Origin of the sequence: Shinella sedimenti (assembly GCF_022601905.1) — a bacterium.
In the GTDB taxonomy this organism is placed as follows: domain Bacteria; phylum Pseudomonadota; class Alphaproteobacteria; order Rhizobiales; family Rhizobiaceae; genus Shinella; species Shinella sedimenti.
In genome coordinates this window covers 1-16663 of the sequence record NZ_JAKVIN010000016.1, presented here as the reverse complement: position 1 = coordinate 16663, position 16663 = coordinate 1, and the positions used below count along the sequence as shown (strand labels likewise).

General features: G+C 61.4%; 17 protein-coding genes. 8 read left to right on the top strand and 9 right to left on the bottom strand.

The window, feature by feature from the left end; genetic code table 11:
* Positions 1 to 6: 6 nt before the first annotated feature.
* The 5 genes from MKI86_RS23310 to MKI86_RS23290 all read right to left on the bottom strand — a co-directional run bounded on the left by MKI86_RS23310 (position 7) and on the right by MKI86_RS23290 (position 6548).
* Positions 7 to 1389: an FAD-dependent oxidoreductase gene (locus tag MKI86_RS23310; RefSeq protein ID WP_269470877.1), complete on the bottom strand. Its 1383-nt coding sequence runs from the start codon at positions 1387 to 1389 to the stop codon at positions 7 to 9.
* Between the two features lie 30 nt (positions 1390 to 1419).
* Positions 1420 to 2673 carry an LVIVD repeat-containing protein gene (locus MKI86_RS23305; RefSeq protein WP_241605831.1) on the bottom strand — a complete coding sequence of 418 codons (1254 nt, stop codon included), beginning with the start codon at positions 2671 to 2673 and terminating at the stop codon, positions 1420 to 1422.
* Between the two features lie 78 nt (positions 2674 to 2751).
* On the bottom strand, positions 2752 to 3762 hold the full coding sequence (locus MKI86_RS23300) for a sugar ABC transporter substrate-binding protein (RefSeq protein ID WP_241605829.1): 1011 nt from the start codon (positions 3760 to 3762) through the stop codon (positions 2752 to 2754).
* Between the two features lie 163 nt (positions 3763 to 3925).
* Positions 3926 to 4972: an ABC transporter permease gene (locus tag MKI86_RS23295; RefSeq protein ID WP_160873006.1), complete on the bottom strand. Its 1047-nt coding sequence runs from the start codon at positions 4970 to 4972 to the stop codon at positions 3926 to 3928.
* A gap of 52 nt (positions 4973 to 5024) precedes the next feature.
* Positions 5025 to 6548, bottom strand: coding sequence for a sugar ABC transporter ATP-binding protein (locus MKI86_RS23290; RefSeq protein WP_241605827.1), 1524 nt, complete (start codon positions 6546 to 6548; stop codon positions 5025 to 5027).
* A 478-nt stretch (positions 6549 to 7026) separates the two neighbouring features.
* Between MKI86_RS23290 and MKI86_RS23285 the strand changes: the two genes are divergently transcribed.
* From MKI86_RS23285 to MKI86_RS23260, 6 genes are read left to right on the top strand one after another with little or no spacing between them, the layout of a single operon-like run.
* Positions 7027 to 7815 (top strand): FadR/GntR family transcriptional regulator, encoded by a 789-nt coding sequence (locus tag MKI86_RS23285; RefSeq protein ID WP_241605825.1) that lies wholly within the window; start codon positions 7027 to 7029, stop codon positions 7813 to 7815.
* Positions 7816 to 7828: 13 nt separating this feature from the next.
* Positions 7829 to 8821: a D-erythronate dehydrogenase gene (denD, locus tag MKI86_RS23280; protein WP_241605823.1), complete on the top strand. Its 993-nt coding sequence runs from the start codon at positions 7829 to 7831 to the stop codon at positions 8819 to 8821.
* 2 nt (positions 8822 to 8823) lie between these two features.
* Positions 8824 to 10077, top strand: a complete 1254-nt coding sequence (gene otnK / locus MKI86_RS23275) for a 3-oxo-tetronate kinase (RefSeq protein WP_241605821.1) — start codon at positions 8824 to 8826, stop codon at positions 10075 to 10077.
* Positions 10074 to 10706, top strand: coding sequence for a 3-oxo-tetronate 4-phosphate decarboxylase (gene otnC / locus MKI86_RS23270; RefSeq protein WP_241605820.1), 633 nt, complete (start codon positions 10074 to 10076; stop codon positions 10704 to 10706). Before otnK ends, otnC begins: the two co-directional genes overlap by 4 nt.
* Positions 10707 to 10709: 3 nt before the next feature.
* Positions 10710 to 11489: a hydroxypyruvate isomerase family protein gene (locus MKI86_RS23265; protein ID WP_241605818.1), complete on the top strand. Its 780-nt coding sequence runs from the start codon at positions 10710 to 10712 to the stop codon at positions 11487 to 11489.
* Between the two features lie 9 nt (positions 11490 to 11498).
* A complete protein-coding gene (locus MKI86_RS23260; protein WP_241605816.1) occupies positions 11499 to 11912 on the top strand; it encodes a GlcG/HbpS family heme-binding protein in 414 nt (137 codons plus the stop codon).
* 104 nt (positions 11913 to 12016) lie between these two features.
* On the opposite strand, the gene MKI86_RS23255 is transcribed toward MKI86_RS23260, so the two are convergent.
* The 3 genes from MKI86_RS23255 to MKI86_RS23245 form a co-directional block, all read right to left on the bottom strand.
* Positions 12017 to 12439, bottom strand: coding sequence for a type II toxin-antitoxin system VapC family toxin (locus MKI86_RS23255; protein WP_241605814.1), 423 nt, complete (start codon positions 12437 to 12439; stop codon positions 12017 to 12019).
* On the bottom strand, positions 12436 to 12690 hold the full coding sequence (locus MKI86_RS23250; RefSeq protein WP_241605812.1) for a type II toxin-antitoxin system Phd/YefM family antitoxin: 255 nt from the start codon (positions 12688 to 12690) through the stop codon (positions 12436 to 12438). Before MKI86_RS23250 ends, MKI86_RS23255 begins: the two co-directional genes overlap by 4 nt.
* A gap of 341 nt (positions 12691 to 13031) precedes the next feature.
* On the bottom strand, positions 13032 to 13928 hold the full coding sequence (locus MKI86_RS23245) for a LysR family transcriptional regulator (RefSeq protein WP_241605810.1): 897 nt from the start codon (positions 13926 to 13928) through the stop codon (positions 13032 to 13034).
* 89 nt (positions 13929 to 14017) lie between these two features.
* Here MKI86_RS23245 and MKI86_RS23240 point away from each other — a divergent pair, with 89 nt between their 5' ends.
* Positions 14018 to 15226, top strand: coding sequence for an MFS transporter (locus MKI86_RS23240; RefSeq protein ID WP_241605808.1), 1209 nt, complete (start codon positions 14018 to 14020; stop codon positions 15224 to 15226).
* 16 nt (positions 15227 to 15242) lie between these two features.
* Complete coding sequence (locus MKI86_RS23235) at positions 15243 to 16409, top strand: serine hydrolase domain-containing protein (RefSeq protein ID WP_241605806.1); 1167 nt, start codon at positions 15243 to 15245, stop codon at positions 16407 to 16409.
* Between the two features lie 95 nt (positions 16410 to 16504).
* On the opposite strand, the gene MKI86_RS23230 is transcribed toward MKI86_RS23235, so the two are convergent.
* The coding region (locus MKI86_RS23230) for a type II toxin-antitoxin system RelE/ParE family toxin (RefSeq protein ID WP_241605868.1) at positions 16505 to 16663 on the bottom strand (159 nt) is incomplete at its 5' end.

The following is a 16663-nucleotide window of genomic DNA, read 5'->3' as shown; positions in this document are numbered from 1 at the left end:
CCTCCGTCAGCTTGCCTGCCTAAGAACATCGGGAACGTCCTCGCCCGGAGTCCCGAGCCAGACGCCAAGTTCCTTCAGCCGAGCCTGCACTTCGGACGCGGTAATCGCGGAGGTCGGAACATTGCGCTTCGCCGCCAAGGCAGCGGCAATCGCGGTCGCCTCACCCGTCATTGTGCAGGCCGGCACGTTGCGGGTGGAGCCGAAGGCGATGGCATCAACGGAGATGCAGCGCCCGGCGACGAGGATATTGTCCACGTCGAGCGGCACCAGTGTGCGCCACGGAATACCGTAACCGACGCCGACATGATCCATGATGGCGCGGCTGCCGCCCGGCTCGTGCACGTCGACGGGCGAATTGCAAAGACCGATCGCGTCGTCGAAGCGACCGTTGCCACGCACGTCGGCCTCCGTCAGGATGTAATGACCAGTCACGCGGCGGGTCTCGCGCACGCCAAGCTTGGGCGCGACCTCCAGGAAGATCGCATCCTCGAAGCCACCGACATAGCGCTGCAGGAAGTCGAAGGCGCAATAGGCCTGCTTGCGGATCTCGATCTCGGCGCGGCTCAGGTCGCGGTCATCAAGGCCATTGCCCTGATAGCGCGTGACATTGACGCTGATTTCGCCGGGGATGAGCCCCGTCTTCATGGTGATGTGATCCTTCGGGATGATCCAGTCGAAGCCTTCGGCGACCTTGTCCTTGATGCGCTGCTGGAAGCCCGTCAGGAGAACGGCCATGGCATAGTCTTCGTTGCGGTTGCCGGCTTCCTTCGGATAGACGACCTCCCACATGTCCGCGCGGTTCGCCTCGCAATCGGCGATGAGCGCCGGGACATTGACGTTGAGCACGCGGAAATAGGAGGTGATAGGCTGGGTCAGCCCGTCACCTTCACGCCCCAGCATGAACTGCGCGCCCGCCAGTGCCGCAACGTCGCCGTCACCGGATGCATCCACGAACGCCTTGGCCAGGACGAGGCTCTCGCCGGACTTGGTGCGGATGAGAAGCCCGTGCACCGCGCCGTCCTTCATCACCGTCTGGACCACGTTGGCGCGCAGCAGCACTTCTACGCCGGATTCCTCGACCATCTCGATGATCACGCGCTGCATGACCTCGGCATCGAAGGTGCCGGTGTACTTTCCCCAGTAGGATTCCCGGATGCGTCCGTCCGCACCGCGGTAGGCTACGCATCGATCGAGCATTTCCTCGAAGATCTTCGAGTTGATGAGGCCGGTGGGCTTGGTGAGGCGGCCGCCAGTGATGAGACCGCCGAGGAAGCCGGTGCCTTCCAGAAGCAGCACCCTGGCGCCCTCGCGGGCCGCGCGGATCGCCGCAACGATGCCGGAGGAGCCGGCGCCGGTCACCACCACGTCATAGGAGCCGAAGAGGTTCATATTGGTTCCTTTCAATAGATCTCGCCGGGCTCAGCCGGTATATTCCATGATGTAAAGACCGGCATTGTAGTCGGTCACGTAAGCCAGCCCACTCTTGTCCACGAAGATGTCGCAGGTCTGGATAATCTTCTTTTTGCCTGGGCGCTTGTCCATCAGGCCCGATGGCGGTGGCGGCACCAATGCGCCAACTTCCTTCGGCTGGTAGGCATTCGAGATGTCGTAGACCCGCACGCCCGCATTCTGCCAGGTCGAGAAGATCAGGGACGAACTCTGGAAGCTGCCGGGGCGGTTTTCATGAATGTTATGTGGCCCGTAATGCGCACCCTTTTGCGTATAGTCCTGATCCGACGGCGGCGGCATGGTGGCGATCGGAACCGGGTTCGCCTTGTCCTTGATATCGAAGATCCAGATGTTCTTGAGCCCGTCCTCGAAATCATCGAGCACGGCCTCGTCCACGACGACGAGGATGTCCCGGTCCTTGATCGGCAGGCAATTGTGCGTGCCGCCTTGGAATGGTGGCGACCAGTTGGTGTGGCGGATGAGCGATGGCTTTGCACGGTCGGCAACATCCATCACCACGAGGCCGGCATCGCGCCATGCACCCCAGGCCGTGTCTCCATCGACGATCGCATGGTGCAGGCCGAACTTGGCATTAGCCGGCCAGTTCGGGGTTTCGCCCCCCGCCTGATGCATGCCCGGCAGCGCGTAGCGCCCGGCTTCCCGCGGGTTCGTCGGGTCCGACATGTCGACGGTCATGAAGATGAAATCGGTGTAGCCGTCCAGCAGTGCCGAGACATATGCCCACTTGCCGCCCGTCCACCAGATGCGATGAATGCCGCCGGAGACCGGCATGAAGCCGATACGGCGCGGTTCACCGGGTTTGGAGGCGATATCGTAGACGGCGAGACCGGCATCCCAGTTTCGCGCTGTCTTCGGGGCCGCCGTACCGAGCGCCGTGCCGGCCGCGGCCTTGTAATAGGATGCCTCGTCCGCAAATGCCGCATCGGCAAAGACATCCTTGCCGTGAATGACGAGGAGCAGCCCGTCCGCTGTCTGGAGATGGACGTTCCATGTATTGGCCGGCGCCTTCACATATCCGGCGGGTTTCGGGTTGGCGGGATCGCGCACGTCGACGATCGAAAAACCCTGACTGAAGAGATGACCAATATAGGCAAAGCCATCCTCGACCATGACCTGGATACCGTCTCGCAATCCGCCCTGGTCCGAATGGCCGATCAGCCGCATGTTGTTTGCATAATCGGGTTTCATGATGTCTTTCGTCATGCCTTATCCAATCCACTCAAGAATGCCTGCCGGCAGGGGGCGACCGGCGATCGCCCCCTGCCGTGTCTTCGAAGGGGATCAACCCTTGACCATGTTGCCCCAGTTTTCCTCGCTGTCGACATTCTCCTTCCAGATCATGACGGGCTGGATGAGCGTGTTCTTTTCGACCGGCTTGCCGGAGAAGTGGTTTTCCATCTGCTCCACGATGGACGAGCCCATGGAAAACGGGTTCTGGCCGACGTCGGCGGTCTGCGTGCCCTCGCGGATACGCTGCAGGCCGAGAGGCGTGCCGTCGAAACCGATGACCGGGATGTGGCCTTCCTCGCCGGCGAGCTTCAGCCGGTCAATCTGGCGAAGTGCGGAGACCACGCCGCGGATCATCTCGTCATTGTGCGCCCAGATCGCCGCGACGTTCGGATCACGGGTGAAGGCATCAACCGTCAGGGTCTGCGCGGTATCAGCGGCCCACTCGGCCTTCAGCGTCTCGATCTTGATGTCGGGATATTTCGCTTCCATCTGCTCGTGAAAGCCCTGATAGCGCTTCTCCGACTGGCCGGAGCCGATCGCTCCGCGCACTTCGAGCACTAGGCCCTTGCCACCCGTCAGCTTCGCCACGGCATCCGCCGCTGCACGACCGCCGGCCACGTCGTCAAAGGTATTGTACGCGACCCATTCCCCTTCCGGCGGCAGGTTCTCCAGCATGAAGAGCGGGATGCCTGCCTCGTTGGCCTTGCGCACGCCGCCCTGCAGCAGCTTCGCATCGACCGGGTTGAGCAGGATGATATCCGGCTGCTTGGACAGGACGTCGAGCATCTGGGTCGTCTGCGTCGAAGGATCTCCCTTACCGTCATAGACGGAAATGTTCATGCCCTTCTCGGCCGCAAGCTTCTTGATGTGGTCGACAAGCGTGACCTGGTATTCGTACTGTAGGCCGAAAGCGATATAGGCAAGGTTCTTGCCCTTGAGCGCGCCGTCTTCGGCACGGGCCGCACCCGGGGCGGCAAGTGCACCCGTCATCATGAAGGCGACACCGGCTGCGAGCTGCATGAGCGTGCGGCGGTTCATTGGCATTCTGGTCTTCGTGTCCATTATGTTTCCTCCCAATTGGACCCGTGGGCCACCCTCTTCGGGTGGCGTTCCCCATTCCCGCTTCACCGTAATTTTCGGCAAAGCGATTCCGTTCGCCCGAAGGGCGCATGCGTTTACGAACTGCTTTTCGTTGTTGCGGTGTGAGGGTGCCCCTCCCGTGTTGTCAGGCTTTCGGCGGCTGCTTCGATTTCGTCGCGATGACTTTCTTGCGCATGCCGGCTTCCAGATAACTTCGACGATAGACATCGAGGGCGGCGGCAGCGGCAATGACGAGACCGGAGACGACCGAGTCCCAGTTCGGCGGCACATTCAAAAGATTGACCGCATTCTGCACCAGGCCGAGCAGCAGCACTCCAAGCAGCATGCTCCCGATATTTCCTTCCCCGCCGAACAGGCTGACGCCGCCGATGACAACAGCGGCAATGACCGCGAGCTCAAGCCCCTGCGCAGCCGTTGCGGCGCCCGCCTCGAACCGTGCGGTGATGAGAAGGCCACCGATCGCCGACATCAGGCCGGAGATCATGAAGGCAATGATGATGACACGCTCGGTTTTGATGCCGGCGAGGCGAGCGGCGAGCGGGTTTCCGCCCGTGGCATAGATTGATCGGCCGAACGAGGTGCGCGAGAGCACGATCTGCGCGATCAGCGCCAGTACGAGCGTCAGCACGATCACCGCCGGAATGCCGAGAATACGCGCGGCCTGTAAGTCGACGAAGAACCGTGGCACCGGCGCGATATTCGTGCCGCCCGAGTAGATGTAGGCGAGACCTCGGCCAATCGTCATGGTCGCGAGCGTCGCGATAAGGGCAGGGATCCGCAGCTTGGTCACGGCAAGCCCGTTGACGAGGCCGATGCCGAGGCCGGCAAGAAGCGCGACCATGACGCCAATCTCCGGAGAGAAACCCTGGAACTGGACGAGCCCCACCGAAAGCACCGACGACAGAACAAGAACCGAGGCGACCGACAGGTCGATGCCGGCGACAAGGATCACGAAGGTCTGTCCGATCGCAACCACTGCGATGATCGTTGCCGACTGCAGCACATTCTCGATATTTCGCATCGTTGCGAAAACCGGGCTGAGTACGCTCATTATGGCGCCGCCAAGCAGGATGACCGCCAGCAAGCCGACGCTCTGCATCAGGTCGATGAACGAGATGCGCCCGAACAATCCCGGCGGCTTGCCGTGTCCGGCTGTTGCGATGTCGCTCATTTGCGTGTTCTCCAAAGTCATTCGTGTCTCCAGCGCGTCGTATCGAGGGCGCTTAGCCAGTCGTCGCGTAGCTCATAATGGTTTCGCTTGTCGCTTCCGCCCGCGTGAGCTTGGCGGAAATGCGCCCCGACCGCATGACGAGGACGCGATCGGACAACGAGAGGATTTCCGGCAGCTCCGAGCTGATCAGCAGGATCGCCATGCCGCTTTCCGCGAGCCGGACGATCAGATCACTGATCTCCGACTTGGCGCCGACATCGATACCCTTGGTCGGCTCGTCGAGGATCAGAACCTTCGGGCGGCGCGCGAGCCAGCGGCCGAGCACGACCTTCTGCTGGTTACCGCCGGAAAGGGTAGAAACCCGCACGGTCGACGACGCCGCCTTGACCGCCAGGCTCTTCATCTCGCGCGCGGCAATCTCCTCTTCTCTGTGGGAAGAGAGGAAGCCGTAGCGGGTAATCTGGTCGACAAGGCTGAGCGTCATGTTGCTGCGCACGCTCATCAGCCCGACGAGGGCCTGCCGGCGCCGGTCTTCGGGAACCAGGCCGATGCCGGCGTCGATCGCTGCCTTCGGATCGTTCGCGCAGATCGGCTGGCCGGCGATTTCGACGGTGCCGTTGTCATAGCGATCGATACCAAAGATGCAGGCTGCAAGTTCGCTGCGGCCGGCCCCTACAAGACCCGACATGCCGACGATCTCGCCAGCGCGAACATCGAAGGAGATATCGTCCAGAAGCCCGTCGCGGGAAAGGTTGCTGACGCGCATCACAACATCGCCGATCGGACGCGGCTTGTGCTCGGCTTCGCGTACTTCGCGGCCGACCATCATGCGGATGACCTTGTCGTGATCAAGATTTGCAATTGCTTCCGTCCCGACCAGCCGGCCGTCCCGCAGAACGGTCACGCGGTCGGCAATCGCGAAGACCTCTTCCAGCCAGTGCGAGACGAAGACGACGCCGAGGCCGTTCGCCTTCAGATCATTGACGACCCGAAAAAGACGGTCGATCTCCGGCGGTGACAGCGATGTTGTCGGCTCGTCCATGATGAGGATCTTCGAATCCTCCGAAATGGCGCGTGCGATCTCGATGAGCTGCTGGTCGGCGGGTGAAAGACGTCCTGCCGGCGTGGATATATTGAGATGGGGCGCAACGCGGGCGACCGCGGCACGCGCCCTCTCCTTCTGCGCCTTCCCCGATACCCAGCCATAGCGGCCGGGCCAGCGGCCGAGCATGATGTTCTCCGCCACCGACATGGCCGGAACGAGATGGGCATCCTGGTGGATGGTGGCGACACCAATACGGTGTGCGGAGGCAGGGTCAGCCTGCAAAGCTACGCCGTCGACCGTGATCTCGCCGCGGTCAGGCGTATAGAAGCCGGCCATAAGCTTGATAAGGGTCGATTTCCCGGCACCGTTTTCGCCGAGCAATGCCGTGACTTCACCGGCCCGCACGTCGAAGTCGACATTGTCGAGGGCCAGAACACCCGGGAACCCCTTTGTGACGCCACGAGCCACCAGCACCTGGCGCGGCCCACCAACAGGCTGCGCGGCATCGAACGATGTCTCGAGCACACTCACGACAAGCCTCTCGCCGTTCCAGCCGGAACGCACAAAAACTGCGACATGGATTTTCCTCCTGCGAAGGCAACGCCACTCCCGGGGCATGCCCATGGCGGAGCCCAGACCCCACCGATGACGACAACGCTAGAGGCGGCCTTTCAACTTGTCAACTGGTCGAGGCACCGTACCAGTGAGATTTTTTCACCGGCACCCTGGGTTGCGCATTCGGGCCTTAAGGCCCGTTTTGGCGAAACCACTCCCAGGCTGCTTGGCGACCTCAAGACTAGGAGTGCAGTGCAAAAATCGCTGAATTCCAAGCGGAAATAGCGAGTAAAATTGGAATATTAGCGTATTTTTTGCGGAAATCTGCGCCAACCGCGCCGCCACACCCGGCAACTTCTCTCGCGACCGCGAACGAAATTTTTGCAACCGGGGAGGTGACAGGGGGTCTGGAATGGTTTAACTGGACTATAAATCGGGCCAGTCGGAGTACCCCATGTCGAGCCTACCGCTCTCGCCTCTTCATGAGACGATACACAAGCAGACCGCCAAGGAAATGATCAGGGACAAGATCGTTTCCATGATCGCGTCCGGAATTCTGCAGCGCGGCGACGAGCTGCCGAGCGAGCGCGAACTGTCGACGATGCTGGCGGTCAGCCGCGAGACCGTACGCGGTGCGGTGCAGCTTCTGGCCGGCGAAGGTGTGGTCCAGGTCTCTCAAGGGGCGCGCACCCGTGTCGCCCGCGTCGACGTGACAGTCGGTGCGCAACGGATCGGCGTGACCAATCCAACGTCAATCAACGGCTATAGCCTGGATGCCGTCCATGCTGCCCGCCTTCTCGTGGAAACTGCAGTCGCCGCCGATGCCGCCCGCCACCTGAGCGAAGACGATATCCAGCGGCTCGAAAACTCGATCGCTGCCCAGGAAGAAGCACTGAACGATCCCGTGCGCTTCCTCATCTGCGACCGTGAGTTCCATCTCACGATCTACTACGCCTCGACGAACCGGCTGCTCGCCGATTTCGTCGTCGATCTCTATACCTACATGCTCGACCATCGCCGTATCGCCATGGCAGAGCCCGGTGCCATCGAAAAAAGCCTCGAGGACCACCGCTTCATCGTCAGGGCGCTCAAGATGCGCAATCCGGATGCGGTGGCTGCGGCCTTCTCTGAGCATATCCTGAGAATTCACGACACGTCGCGCGCCGTCGGCGAAAGCACGCACGGAACGGCGACCAGGCCGCCGGCTGACCCGGTTTCCTTCAAAACCGCCGGTAGACTGTAAGGAGCAAGCCTACATGCATATATTGATCATTGGTGCGGCAGGCATGATCGGCCGCAAGCTTTCGCGCGCCCTTGCGGCAGCGGGCACCGTCAACGGCAGACCCATCCGGCGCATGACGCTTGCCGACATTATCGTGCCGGAAGCACTGGATTTCGGCGGCGACATCGAGACGGTCGCGACCGATCTCTCCCGGCCGGGTGCCGCTTCGGCGCTTATCGCCAGCCGGCCGGATCTCATCTTTCATTTTGCCGCCATCGTATCCGGCGAGGCCGAGGCAGATTTCGAAAAGGGCTACAGCGTCAATCTCGACGGAACGCGCGCGCTCTTTGAAGCGATCCGCCTTGCCGGCCTCGAACGGCCCTATACACCGCGGGTCGTTTTCACCTCGTCCATCGTCGTCTTCGGCGAGCCGCTGCCACCCGTCATCAGCGATACCCATTGCGTGACCCCGCTGACGAGCTACGGCACGCAGAAGGCGATCTGCGAACTCCTTCTTGCCGACTATTCCCGCCGGGGCATCTTCGACGGCATCGGCATAAGGCTTCCGACAATCTCCATCCGCCCCGGCAAACCGAACAAGGCGGCTTCCGGCTTCTTCTCCTCGATCCTGCGCGAACCGCTGATCGGCGAAGAGGCAGTGTTGCCAGTCAGCGAAAATGTACGCCACTGGTTTGCCAGCCCGCGCGCCGCCAAGGGCTTCCTCCTGCACGCCGCAGAGATCGATACCGGTTCGCTCGGCCAGCTCAGGACCATCACCATGCCTGGTCTTTCGGCGACTGTTGGCGACCAGATTGAAGCACTTCGAAGGGTGGCGGGCGATGCGGCGACACAGCTTATCCGACGCGAGCCGAATGAAACGATCGCAAATATCATCTCCGGCTGGCCGCAGGGCTTCGATGCACGCCGCGCGGAGGCGCTAGGCTTCCGCGCCGAGACCTCCTTTGAGGAGATCATTCGCGTCCATATCGAGGACGAGCTGGAAAGCAGGCTTCCGGAGAGGGCCTGACCATGCTGCTTGGTGCCATTGCAGACGATTTCACAGGGGCCAGCGACCTTGCCAACACATTGGCCAAGGGCGGCATGGCAACGATGCAGTTCTCCGGGATCGGACAAGAGATCCCCGCCTGCGAGGCAGGCGTCGTCGCGCTCAAGACGCGCTCGGTGCCCGTCGCGGATGCGGTCGCGCAATCTGTCGAGGCTGTGAAGTGGCTGCTCGATGCAGGATGCGAACAGATCATTTTCAAATATTGCTCTACATTCGATTCCACCCCCGAAGGCAATATCGGGCCTGTGGCGGAAGCCCTGCTGGACCTGCTGGGTGAAGAGACGGCCGTTGTCTGCCCTGCGTTTCCAGGCGCCGGCCGGCGGCTCTTCATGGGGCATCTTTTCGTCGGCGACCGGCTGCTTTCGGAAACCGGCATGCGCCACCATCCGCTGACGCCTATGACCGACCCCGATATTCGCCGCTGGCTTGCCCTTCAGGCCAAATATCCGGTCGGCAGCGTCAATCTCGATACAATCCGCAACGGCGGCGCTGAAGCGATCCGCGCGGCCCTCGCCAGCGAAAGAAATGAAGGGCGCCGACTGATCGTCACCGATGCCGTGGCTGATGCGGACTTGATGGCAATCGGCCAGGCAGTCGCCGGTCAGCGCCTCGTCACAGGTGGTTCCGGCATCGCGCAGGGCCTGCCCGCCAATTTCCGGGCGCAAGGCAAGCTTTCCGCCTCAACTGCAAAAATCCCTTCGGCGGCTGGTCCGGCCATCGTCCTCTGTGGTTCCTGCTCGACAGCCTCTCAAAACCAGGTCGCAGTCTATGCGAAAAACCATCCTGCTTTCGCGCTCGACCCACTGGCGTTAATGCGCGGCGAGATCACGGTCGGCGCCATGGCGCGCTGGATAGACGAGCACAAAGACCAGACGCCGATCATCTATTCGACTGCCGCGCCGGAAGCGGTGTCGGATGCGCAGGCCCGTTTTGGCCGCGAAACGGTCTCTGGCAGGATCGAGAATTTCTTCGCCCGCCTTGCCCGCCATCTGGTCGATACCGGCACACGCCGCGTCATCGTCGGCGGTGGGGAGACTTCGGGTGCGGTAGTGGAGGGGTTGCAGCTTCCCAGCCTGCAGGTTGGACACGAGATCGACCCCGGTGTCCCGGTTCTCGTTGGCTGGCGAAACGGTCCCGTCGGGCTGGCCCTCAAGAGCGGTAACTTCGGCGCACCGGATTTCTTTGAAAAAGCAGTTGCAGAGGTAGGTCAGCCATGAGCGAAGATGCCATCCGCGAAAACATCGTGCGCTGGGGGAAGTCGCTTTTCGACCGAGGGCTTACGGCCGGTTCCTCCGGCAACATTTCCGCGCGTGTCGATGGCGGCTATTTAGCGACGCCGACGAATTCCTGCCTCGGCTTCCTCGACCCGGCGCGGCTCTCGAGGCTTGACGCAGCGGGCAACCACGTTTCCGGCGACCCACCGACCAAGGAACTGCCGCTCCATTTTTCCTTCTACGAAGGCCGGAAGTGCGGCGCAGTCGTGCATCTTCACTCGACCTACGCAACCGCCCTCTCGTGCCTTTCCGACATCGACCCCGCTGATGCGATCACACCGATCACGCCCTACGTTGTGATGCGCGTGGGCCGCGTCCCGGTCGTGCCTTATACGCGGCCCGGCTCCGCCGAGATCAGGCCGCTGATTGCGCCGCTCATTCCTGACCACAGCGCGGTTCTTCTCGAAAATCACGGACCTATTGTTTCGGCCGCCACACTTGATGGTGCCGTCTATGCCATAGAGGAACTGGAAGAAGCGGCGAAGCTTGCCCTGCTCCTGCGAGATCTGCCCGTCAGACGCCTGCCGCAAAGCGCGGTCGATGACCTCAACGCCACATTCAAGCTGAGATAGACCATGCCCCGTTTCTCCGCAAACCTTGGTTTTCTCTGGCAGGACCGCCCGCTTCTCGAGCGGATCGATGCCGCACAGGCCGCCGGCTTCCGCGCAGTGGAGCTGCACTGGCCTTACGACACGCCGCCGGAACTGGTTCGGGCGCGTTGTGCCACACACGGTCTCACCCTCCTCAGCATCAACACGCCACTTGGACAGACAGAACTTGGCGAATTCGGGCTCGGTGCATTGCCAGGCCGGGAGGCGGACTTTCTTGAGAGCTTCACAGTGGCGCATGACTGGGCCGCTGACACCGGGGCCTGTGGGATTCATGTCATGGCGGGTGTTGTGACGCCCGAGATGCAGGCGGCTGCCCGCGACACGTTGATCGCCAATCTCCGGACAGCGGCCGCCATGGCGCCCGAAATGACCCTTCTGCTGGAAGGGCTGAACCAGCATGACAAGCCGGGTTATTTCTATTCGACGCTTGAGGCGAAGGTCGCGATCATCGCTGCCGTCGGCGCGAAAAACGTCCGGATTCTGTTCGACGCCTACCATGTCGGCCGCTCCGAGGGTGATGTGTTCGGCAACCTGCGGCGGCACCTGCCGCTGATCGGCCATGTGCAGATCGCCGCCGTACCGAACCGTGCCGAGCCCGATGAAGGCGAAGTCGACTATGCCCGGTTCTTCGATGATCTGGATCGGCTTGGCTACGCTGGCTGGGTCGGCTGTGAATACAAGCCGCGTAGCGATACCAACACCGGGCTCGGCTGGTTCCGGAAAATGAACGTCACACTGTCCTGAGGGAAAGCCATGCTCGCCAAGAAAACCACACTCACGCTTGAAGCCGCAAAAGCAATTGCAGCCGCGGCGGAAGCGGAATCGAAAAAGCTGGGCCTAAGGCTGGTCATCGCCATTGTCGATGACGGCGGCCACCTCGTCCTACTGCAGCGTGACGACAATGCGCAGGTGGGTAGCGTCGAGATCGCGACGCTCAAGGCGCGGACCGCCGTGCTATTTCGCCGTAACACCAGGGACTTCCAGGACGTCGTCGAGGGTGAGGGACGGCTCGCTCTCCTGTGCATCCCCAACGGCGTGCCGCTCGATGGCGGCGTCCTGCTAAAGGCCGGAGACGAGATCATCGGCGCAATAGGTGTCTCCGGCGCAAGTGACCAGGCGGACGGTGATGTTGGCCGTATCGCTGCATCCGTATTGGCAAGCTATTAAAATGCCGTCAGAGTCCGGCTCTTGAAAAGTGATCTGAACCATCGACCCGCACATTTTCCAGTCCATCCCGCAGGGATGATTTCAAGGCTCCTGCAGCTCTGACCTCAAGCACGCCAAGGATCCACGAGGACAACGCCTGTTCCCTGGAAATCCTGGACGTTGCGCGTCACGACCACTAGCCCGTGGACAAGCGCCGTAGCCGCAATGATTGCATCAGCTTCATTGCGGCGATCTGGAATGTGTAGATGGGCACATCGCGTCGCAACCTCATCATCGATTGATATGGTGCGCGCAGCAAACTCCGGTCGAACACGGCTATCCATCCAGGTTCGTAAGCGAGAGCCTTGCTCAATATCGCGGCGCTGGATGCTCAGTATCCCGCGTTCAAGCTCTAAAATTGTTATCGCAGAAATATACACATCACGAGAATCCTGCGCACTTATCCAAGCCGTTACATTCGGATCAGCTTTGCCATCGCCGACCTTCCGGAGCTCGGAGATGACGTTCGTATCGAGCAAATATTTCAAGACAAATCAACTTCGCGAGTTGCTATGATCGATCGCGGCGGATCAAAATCGATAATCGACAAGCCAGGCATCGTTAGCGCATCGATAAGATTGTGACGTTTACCTGTCAGGCGCTCAAACTCATCGTAAGTCATCAACACGTGGGACGGTCTGCCTCGGTCAGTAATAACGACAGGTCCAGCCTCCGCAGCCTTCTTTGCTCTGCCGACGTCGTGGTTCAATTCGCGGCTGGTCAATCTGATGGTACCCATATGCGCCTCCGTGTAGGAACATACCTACATATAACGCTGTGGTTCGCAATGTGCAATACTCTCAAGGCAAGCTGCATCCCTGTTCAAATTTCTGAGCTCTTGAAGGGATATGAACCAATGGCCCTGTTTATTAAACATCTCGCGGCAATGGTTTTATTTGGCGAGGCAGAATCTTAGCCAGACTCGATTGACTGTTTTGGAGCGGGGAGTGGATCGTCCGCTATGGGTCGCGATTTCACGGAGAGCTGCCACTTCGCGGCCTGTTCCCCTTGGAGTGCCGATGTACAAAGCGCAATTTCCCTAGGACCATGCGGCATGGTGCGAACGCGCTGAATGACCGCTCACCTGTGTCTCTCACGCAGAAGATTTTCCGCCATGAAGGAGACGAAGGCGGACACTTTCGGCGAGGGATGCCGGCTTGCCGGCCAGAGGATGTGGAAGGCACCGACCTCTTGCATATAGTCCTCAAGCACGCTGATCAGCGTACCTTGTCGAAGCTGCTCCCGGATCGCGAATTGTGGCAGGCAGGCAAGCCCGAAACCCTCCTCCGCCAGGCAGATTTGCGGCTCCAGCGTACTTGCCACCGATGTCACGGGAAGGACAATGTCAACATCGGCGCCATCCGTCGCCAACGGCCAGCGCTCCAGCTTTCCGGTGGACGGATATTTGTGATGATGGCAAGCATGACCGAGCAGATCTTCAGGCGTGGAAGGGACGCCACGTGCCGCGAGATAATCGGGCGAGCCTACGATCCGGTGCGCAAAGCCACCGGCCCGACGCATCATCAATCGTGAGTCCCGGGCTTCGCCGGTGCGGATGACGGCGTCGAAACCTTCGTCGATTACATCCACCAGCCGGTCGGTGAAGTCGAGATCCAGTTCGATCTCGGGATAGGCTCGCATGAAGGCCATCACGGCCGGCATCATCAACATGCCGATCAACGGCAGGCTGACGCGCAAGCGTCCGCGCGGAGCCTGACGTATCTGCGACAATTCCAGTTCAGCGGCCTCGATCTCGCTGAATATGCGGCGGCAGCGGTCGAGGAATAGCGATCCCTCCGATGTCAAGGTAAGAGAGCGCGTCGAGCGATGGAAGAGGCGAACGGCAAGCCGCTCTTCCAGCCGCGCGACCGCCTTGCCTATCGCGGAGCCGGAGACGCCGAGTCTGGCGGCGGCACCCGCAAAGCTGCCGGAATCTGCCGTCTGCACGAAGGCATTCAGTGCGCTGAGTTGTTCCATTCACCGATCCTATTACGGACTCCTATGTCCGCTATGATTGGAACTCTGGCATAGTTCTCCTGTCGGGGCGACTGACTTATGGTCGGACCATGACAAACACACATATATTCGCCACTTCTCCCCTCTATCCGCCCCGCCCTGGACGTCTGCCGTTCTCCGGCCTGCTCGCACTCGCCATGGCCGGCTTCATCACCATTCTGACTGAGGCCTTGCCTGCTGGCTTGCTGCCGCAGATCGGCGCGGGCCTTGCCGTGTCGGATGCGCTGGCTGGCCAGATGGTGACGATATACGCGATTGGATCTCTCATCGCCGCGATCCCGCTGACGGCGGCGACGCAAGGCATGCGGCGGCGGCCGGTGCTTCTTGCCGCCATTGCCGGTTTCGCGGTTGCCAATACGATTACAGCCTTGTCCCCCAGCTATTTGCTGACGATGGCCGCACGATTCTGTGCCGGTGTTTCGGCTGGCCTGTTATGGGCGTTGCTTGCCGGCTATGCGGCACGCATGGTGCCTGAGGCACAGAAGGGACGGGCTATCGCCGTGGCCATGGCGGGCACACCGCTCGCACTGTCGCTAGGCATCCCGGCCGGCACGTTTCTGGGAACTCTGCTCGGCTGGAGGGCGTGTTTTGGCCTCATCAGTTGCTTGACGCTGGTATTGATCATGTGGGTCGTGGCGAAGGTGCCAGACTTCAAAGGGCAGCCGATGGAGCGTCGCCACCGGCTTGGTACAGTGTTCGTTATACCCGGCGTTCGCCCAGTCCTGTTCGTCACCCTTGCCTTCGTCCTCGCCCACAACATCCTGTACACCTATGTCGCCCCGTTCCTGGTCGAGGCCGACATGGCTGCGCGGACCGATCTTGTGCTTCTGGTCTTCGGTACAACGGCACTGGCAGCCATCTGGATCGTCGGTGTCCTGATTGACCGCCGGCTGCGAACCCTGTCGCTCGCCAGCATCGCTCTGTTCGGGCTTGCAGCACTGGCGCTTGGGTTATGGGGCGGGAACCCAGCGGTTGTCTACGGTGCAGTCGCAATCTGGGGCCTCGCTTTTGGCGGAACCGCCACGCTGTTCCAGACCGCTCTTTCGAATGCCGCAGGCGACGCTGCAGATGTTGCCCAGTCGATGCTGGTCACCGCCTGGAACCTGGCCATCGCCGGTGGCGGAATCGTCGGCGGGTTGATCCTGAAGCAGAGTGGCGTTGGCGGCTTCGCCCCAGCCATTGTTATCCTCCTCGTCCCGGCCTTCATCACAGCCCTTTACGCCCGCCATCATGCCTTCCCACCGGCGGCCCATCCCTGATCCAAAGGAAATTCTCATGATATCCACCAATTCTTCGATCGCATCGCGCCTGGACGCAGTGATCGGCGGCGCGATTGCAGCCGAGCGCATCGTCGGTGCCGTCGTCCTCGTCGCACTCGACGGCGAAACAATCTGGAGCCGCGCAGCGGGCCTCGCCGACCGGGAGGCCCGCACGGCGATGCAAACTGACGCTATCTTCCGGCTGGCCTCCGTCTCGAAACTCTTCACCGCTGCGGCTGCACTGGCGCTGGTCAGCCAAGGGAAACTGGATCTCGATCGACCGATCACGGAATGGCTGCCCGCGTTCACACCGACCTTCGAGGGACGAACCGCTCGTATCACCTTGCGTCATCTGCTCAGCCATAGCTCGGGCCTGAGCTATGGCTTCTTCGAGCCGGATGACGGGCCACTCGCTCAAGCCGGGGTCTCCGACGGCATGGACCGCTCCGACCTGACACTTGCCGATAACATCCGGCGCCTTGCCGGCGTCCCCCTCTCCTTCGCGCCGGGGTCGGCATTCCGCTATTCGTTGGGGATCGATGTCGCGGGCGCGGTGATAGAGGCCGCAACGGGGCTTCGCCTGCCGGAGGCCATCCGCACGCTCGTCACCGAGCCGCTCGGCCTTCGAGACACCGGCTTTACACTATCCGATCCATCCCGGCTTGCTGCTGCATACGCGGATGATACGCCGCGTCCCCGCCGGATGCATGAACCGGACCGCATACCGTTTCTCCCCGGCATGGCCGGCGTCATCATGGATCCAGCGCGCGTGTTCGATACTGAGGCTTTTCCTTCCGGTGGTGCCGGCATGGTCGGCAGTGCATCCGAAATCTTGCGGCTGATAGAAGTGCTGCAGCAGGGTGGTGGCGATATCATGACGGCCGACCTTGCCGCCGAAATGGCGCGCGACCAGATCGCCGGAATTGAAATCGAGGGTTCGCCGGGCTGGGGCTATGGTCTCGGCTTTTCTGTGCTGCGCGACAGCCAGGCTGCAGGCGTCACAGAGCCGGCAGGCACCTGGCGCTGGGGCGGGGCCTACGGGCATAGCTGGTTCACTGACCCAAGCAACGGCCTGACAGTTGTGGCTCTGACCAACACCGCATTCGAAGGCATGTCCGGCGCAGGGCGGTTTTCAGCCGATCTCAGTCGGGCGATCTATGCAGCGATGGCGGAGTCGTCATGAGCGAGAAGTGGAATTAGCGATGCTATCCATCATTTTGAGTCGAAGACTACCGCCTTGACTGGAATCGAACCGTCGCCGCTGGGCGAACGCAATCATCAGCTTAGCGGCAGCTGTTCTGGCCATTCCTGCGCGCCATGGAGTACGCGAAGAATTCGAACTGTTGTCTCAGTGATCGCATAGGCGGCGACGTAAGGCGTACCATTGATGACAAGTTCGCGTGTCCCCGCAATTCTACCCACGCGCCCACTGGCAGG

Coding starts and splice junctions, on each gene's coding strand:
- MKI86_RS23310 (WP_269470877.1), bottom strand. CDS start 1,389: ATGAACCTCTTCGGCTCCTATGACGTGGTGGTGACCGGCGCCGGCTCC.
- MKI86_RS23305 (WP_241605831.1), bottom strand. CDS start 2,673: ATGACGAAAGACATCATGAAACCCGATTATGCAAACAACATGCGGCTG.
- MKI86_RS23300 (WP_241605829.1), bottom strand. CDS start 3,762: ATGGACACGAAGACCAGAATGCCAATGAACCGCCGCACGCTCATGCAG.
- MKI86_RS23295 (WP_160873006.1), bottom strand. CDS start 4,972: ATGAGCGACATCGCAACAGCCGGACACGGCAAGCCGCCGGGATTGTTC.
- MKI86_RS23285 (WP_241605825.1), top strand. CDS start 7,027: ATGTCGAGCCTACCGCTCTCGCCTCTTCATGAGACGATACACAAGCAG.
- denD (WP_241605823.1), top strand. CDS start 7,829: ATGCATATATTGATCATTGGTGCGGCAGGCATGATCGGCCGCAAGCTT.
- otnK (WP_241605821.1), top strand. CDS start 8,824: ATGCTGCTTGGTGCCATTGCAGACGATTTCACAGGGGCCAGCGACCTT.
- otnC (WP_241605820.1), top strand. CDS start 10,074: ATGAGCGAAGATGCCATCCGCGAAAACATCGTGCGCTGGGGGAAGTCG.
- MKI86_RS23265 (WP_241605818.1), top strand. CDS start 10,710: ATGCCCCGTTTCTCCGCAAACCTTGGTTTTCTCTGGCAGGACCGCCCG.
- MKI86_RS23260 (WP_241605816.1), top strand. CDS start 11,499: ATGCTCGCCAAGAAAACCACACTCACGCTTGAAGCCGCAAAAGCAATT.
- MKI86_RS23250 (WP_241605812.1), bottom strand. CDS start 12,690: ATGGGTACCATCAGATTGACCAGCCGCGAATTGAACCACGACGTCGGC.
- MKI86_RS23245 (WP_241605810.1), bottom strand. CDS start 13,928: ATGGAACAACTCAGCGCACTGAATGCCTTCGTGCAGACGGCAGATTCC.
- MKI86_RS23240 (WP_241605808.1), top strand. CDS start 14,018: ATGACAAACACACATATATTCGCCACTTCTCCCCTCTATCCGCCCCGC.
- MKI86_RS23235 (WP_241605806.1), top strand. CDS start 15,243: ATGATATCCACCAATTCTTCGATCGCATCGCGCCTGGACGCAGTGATC.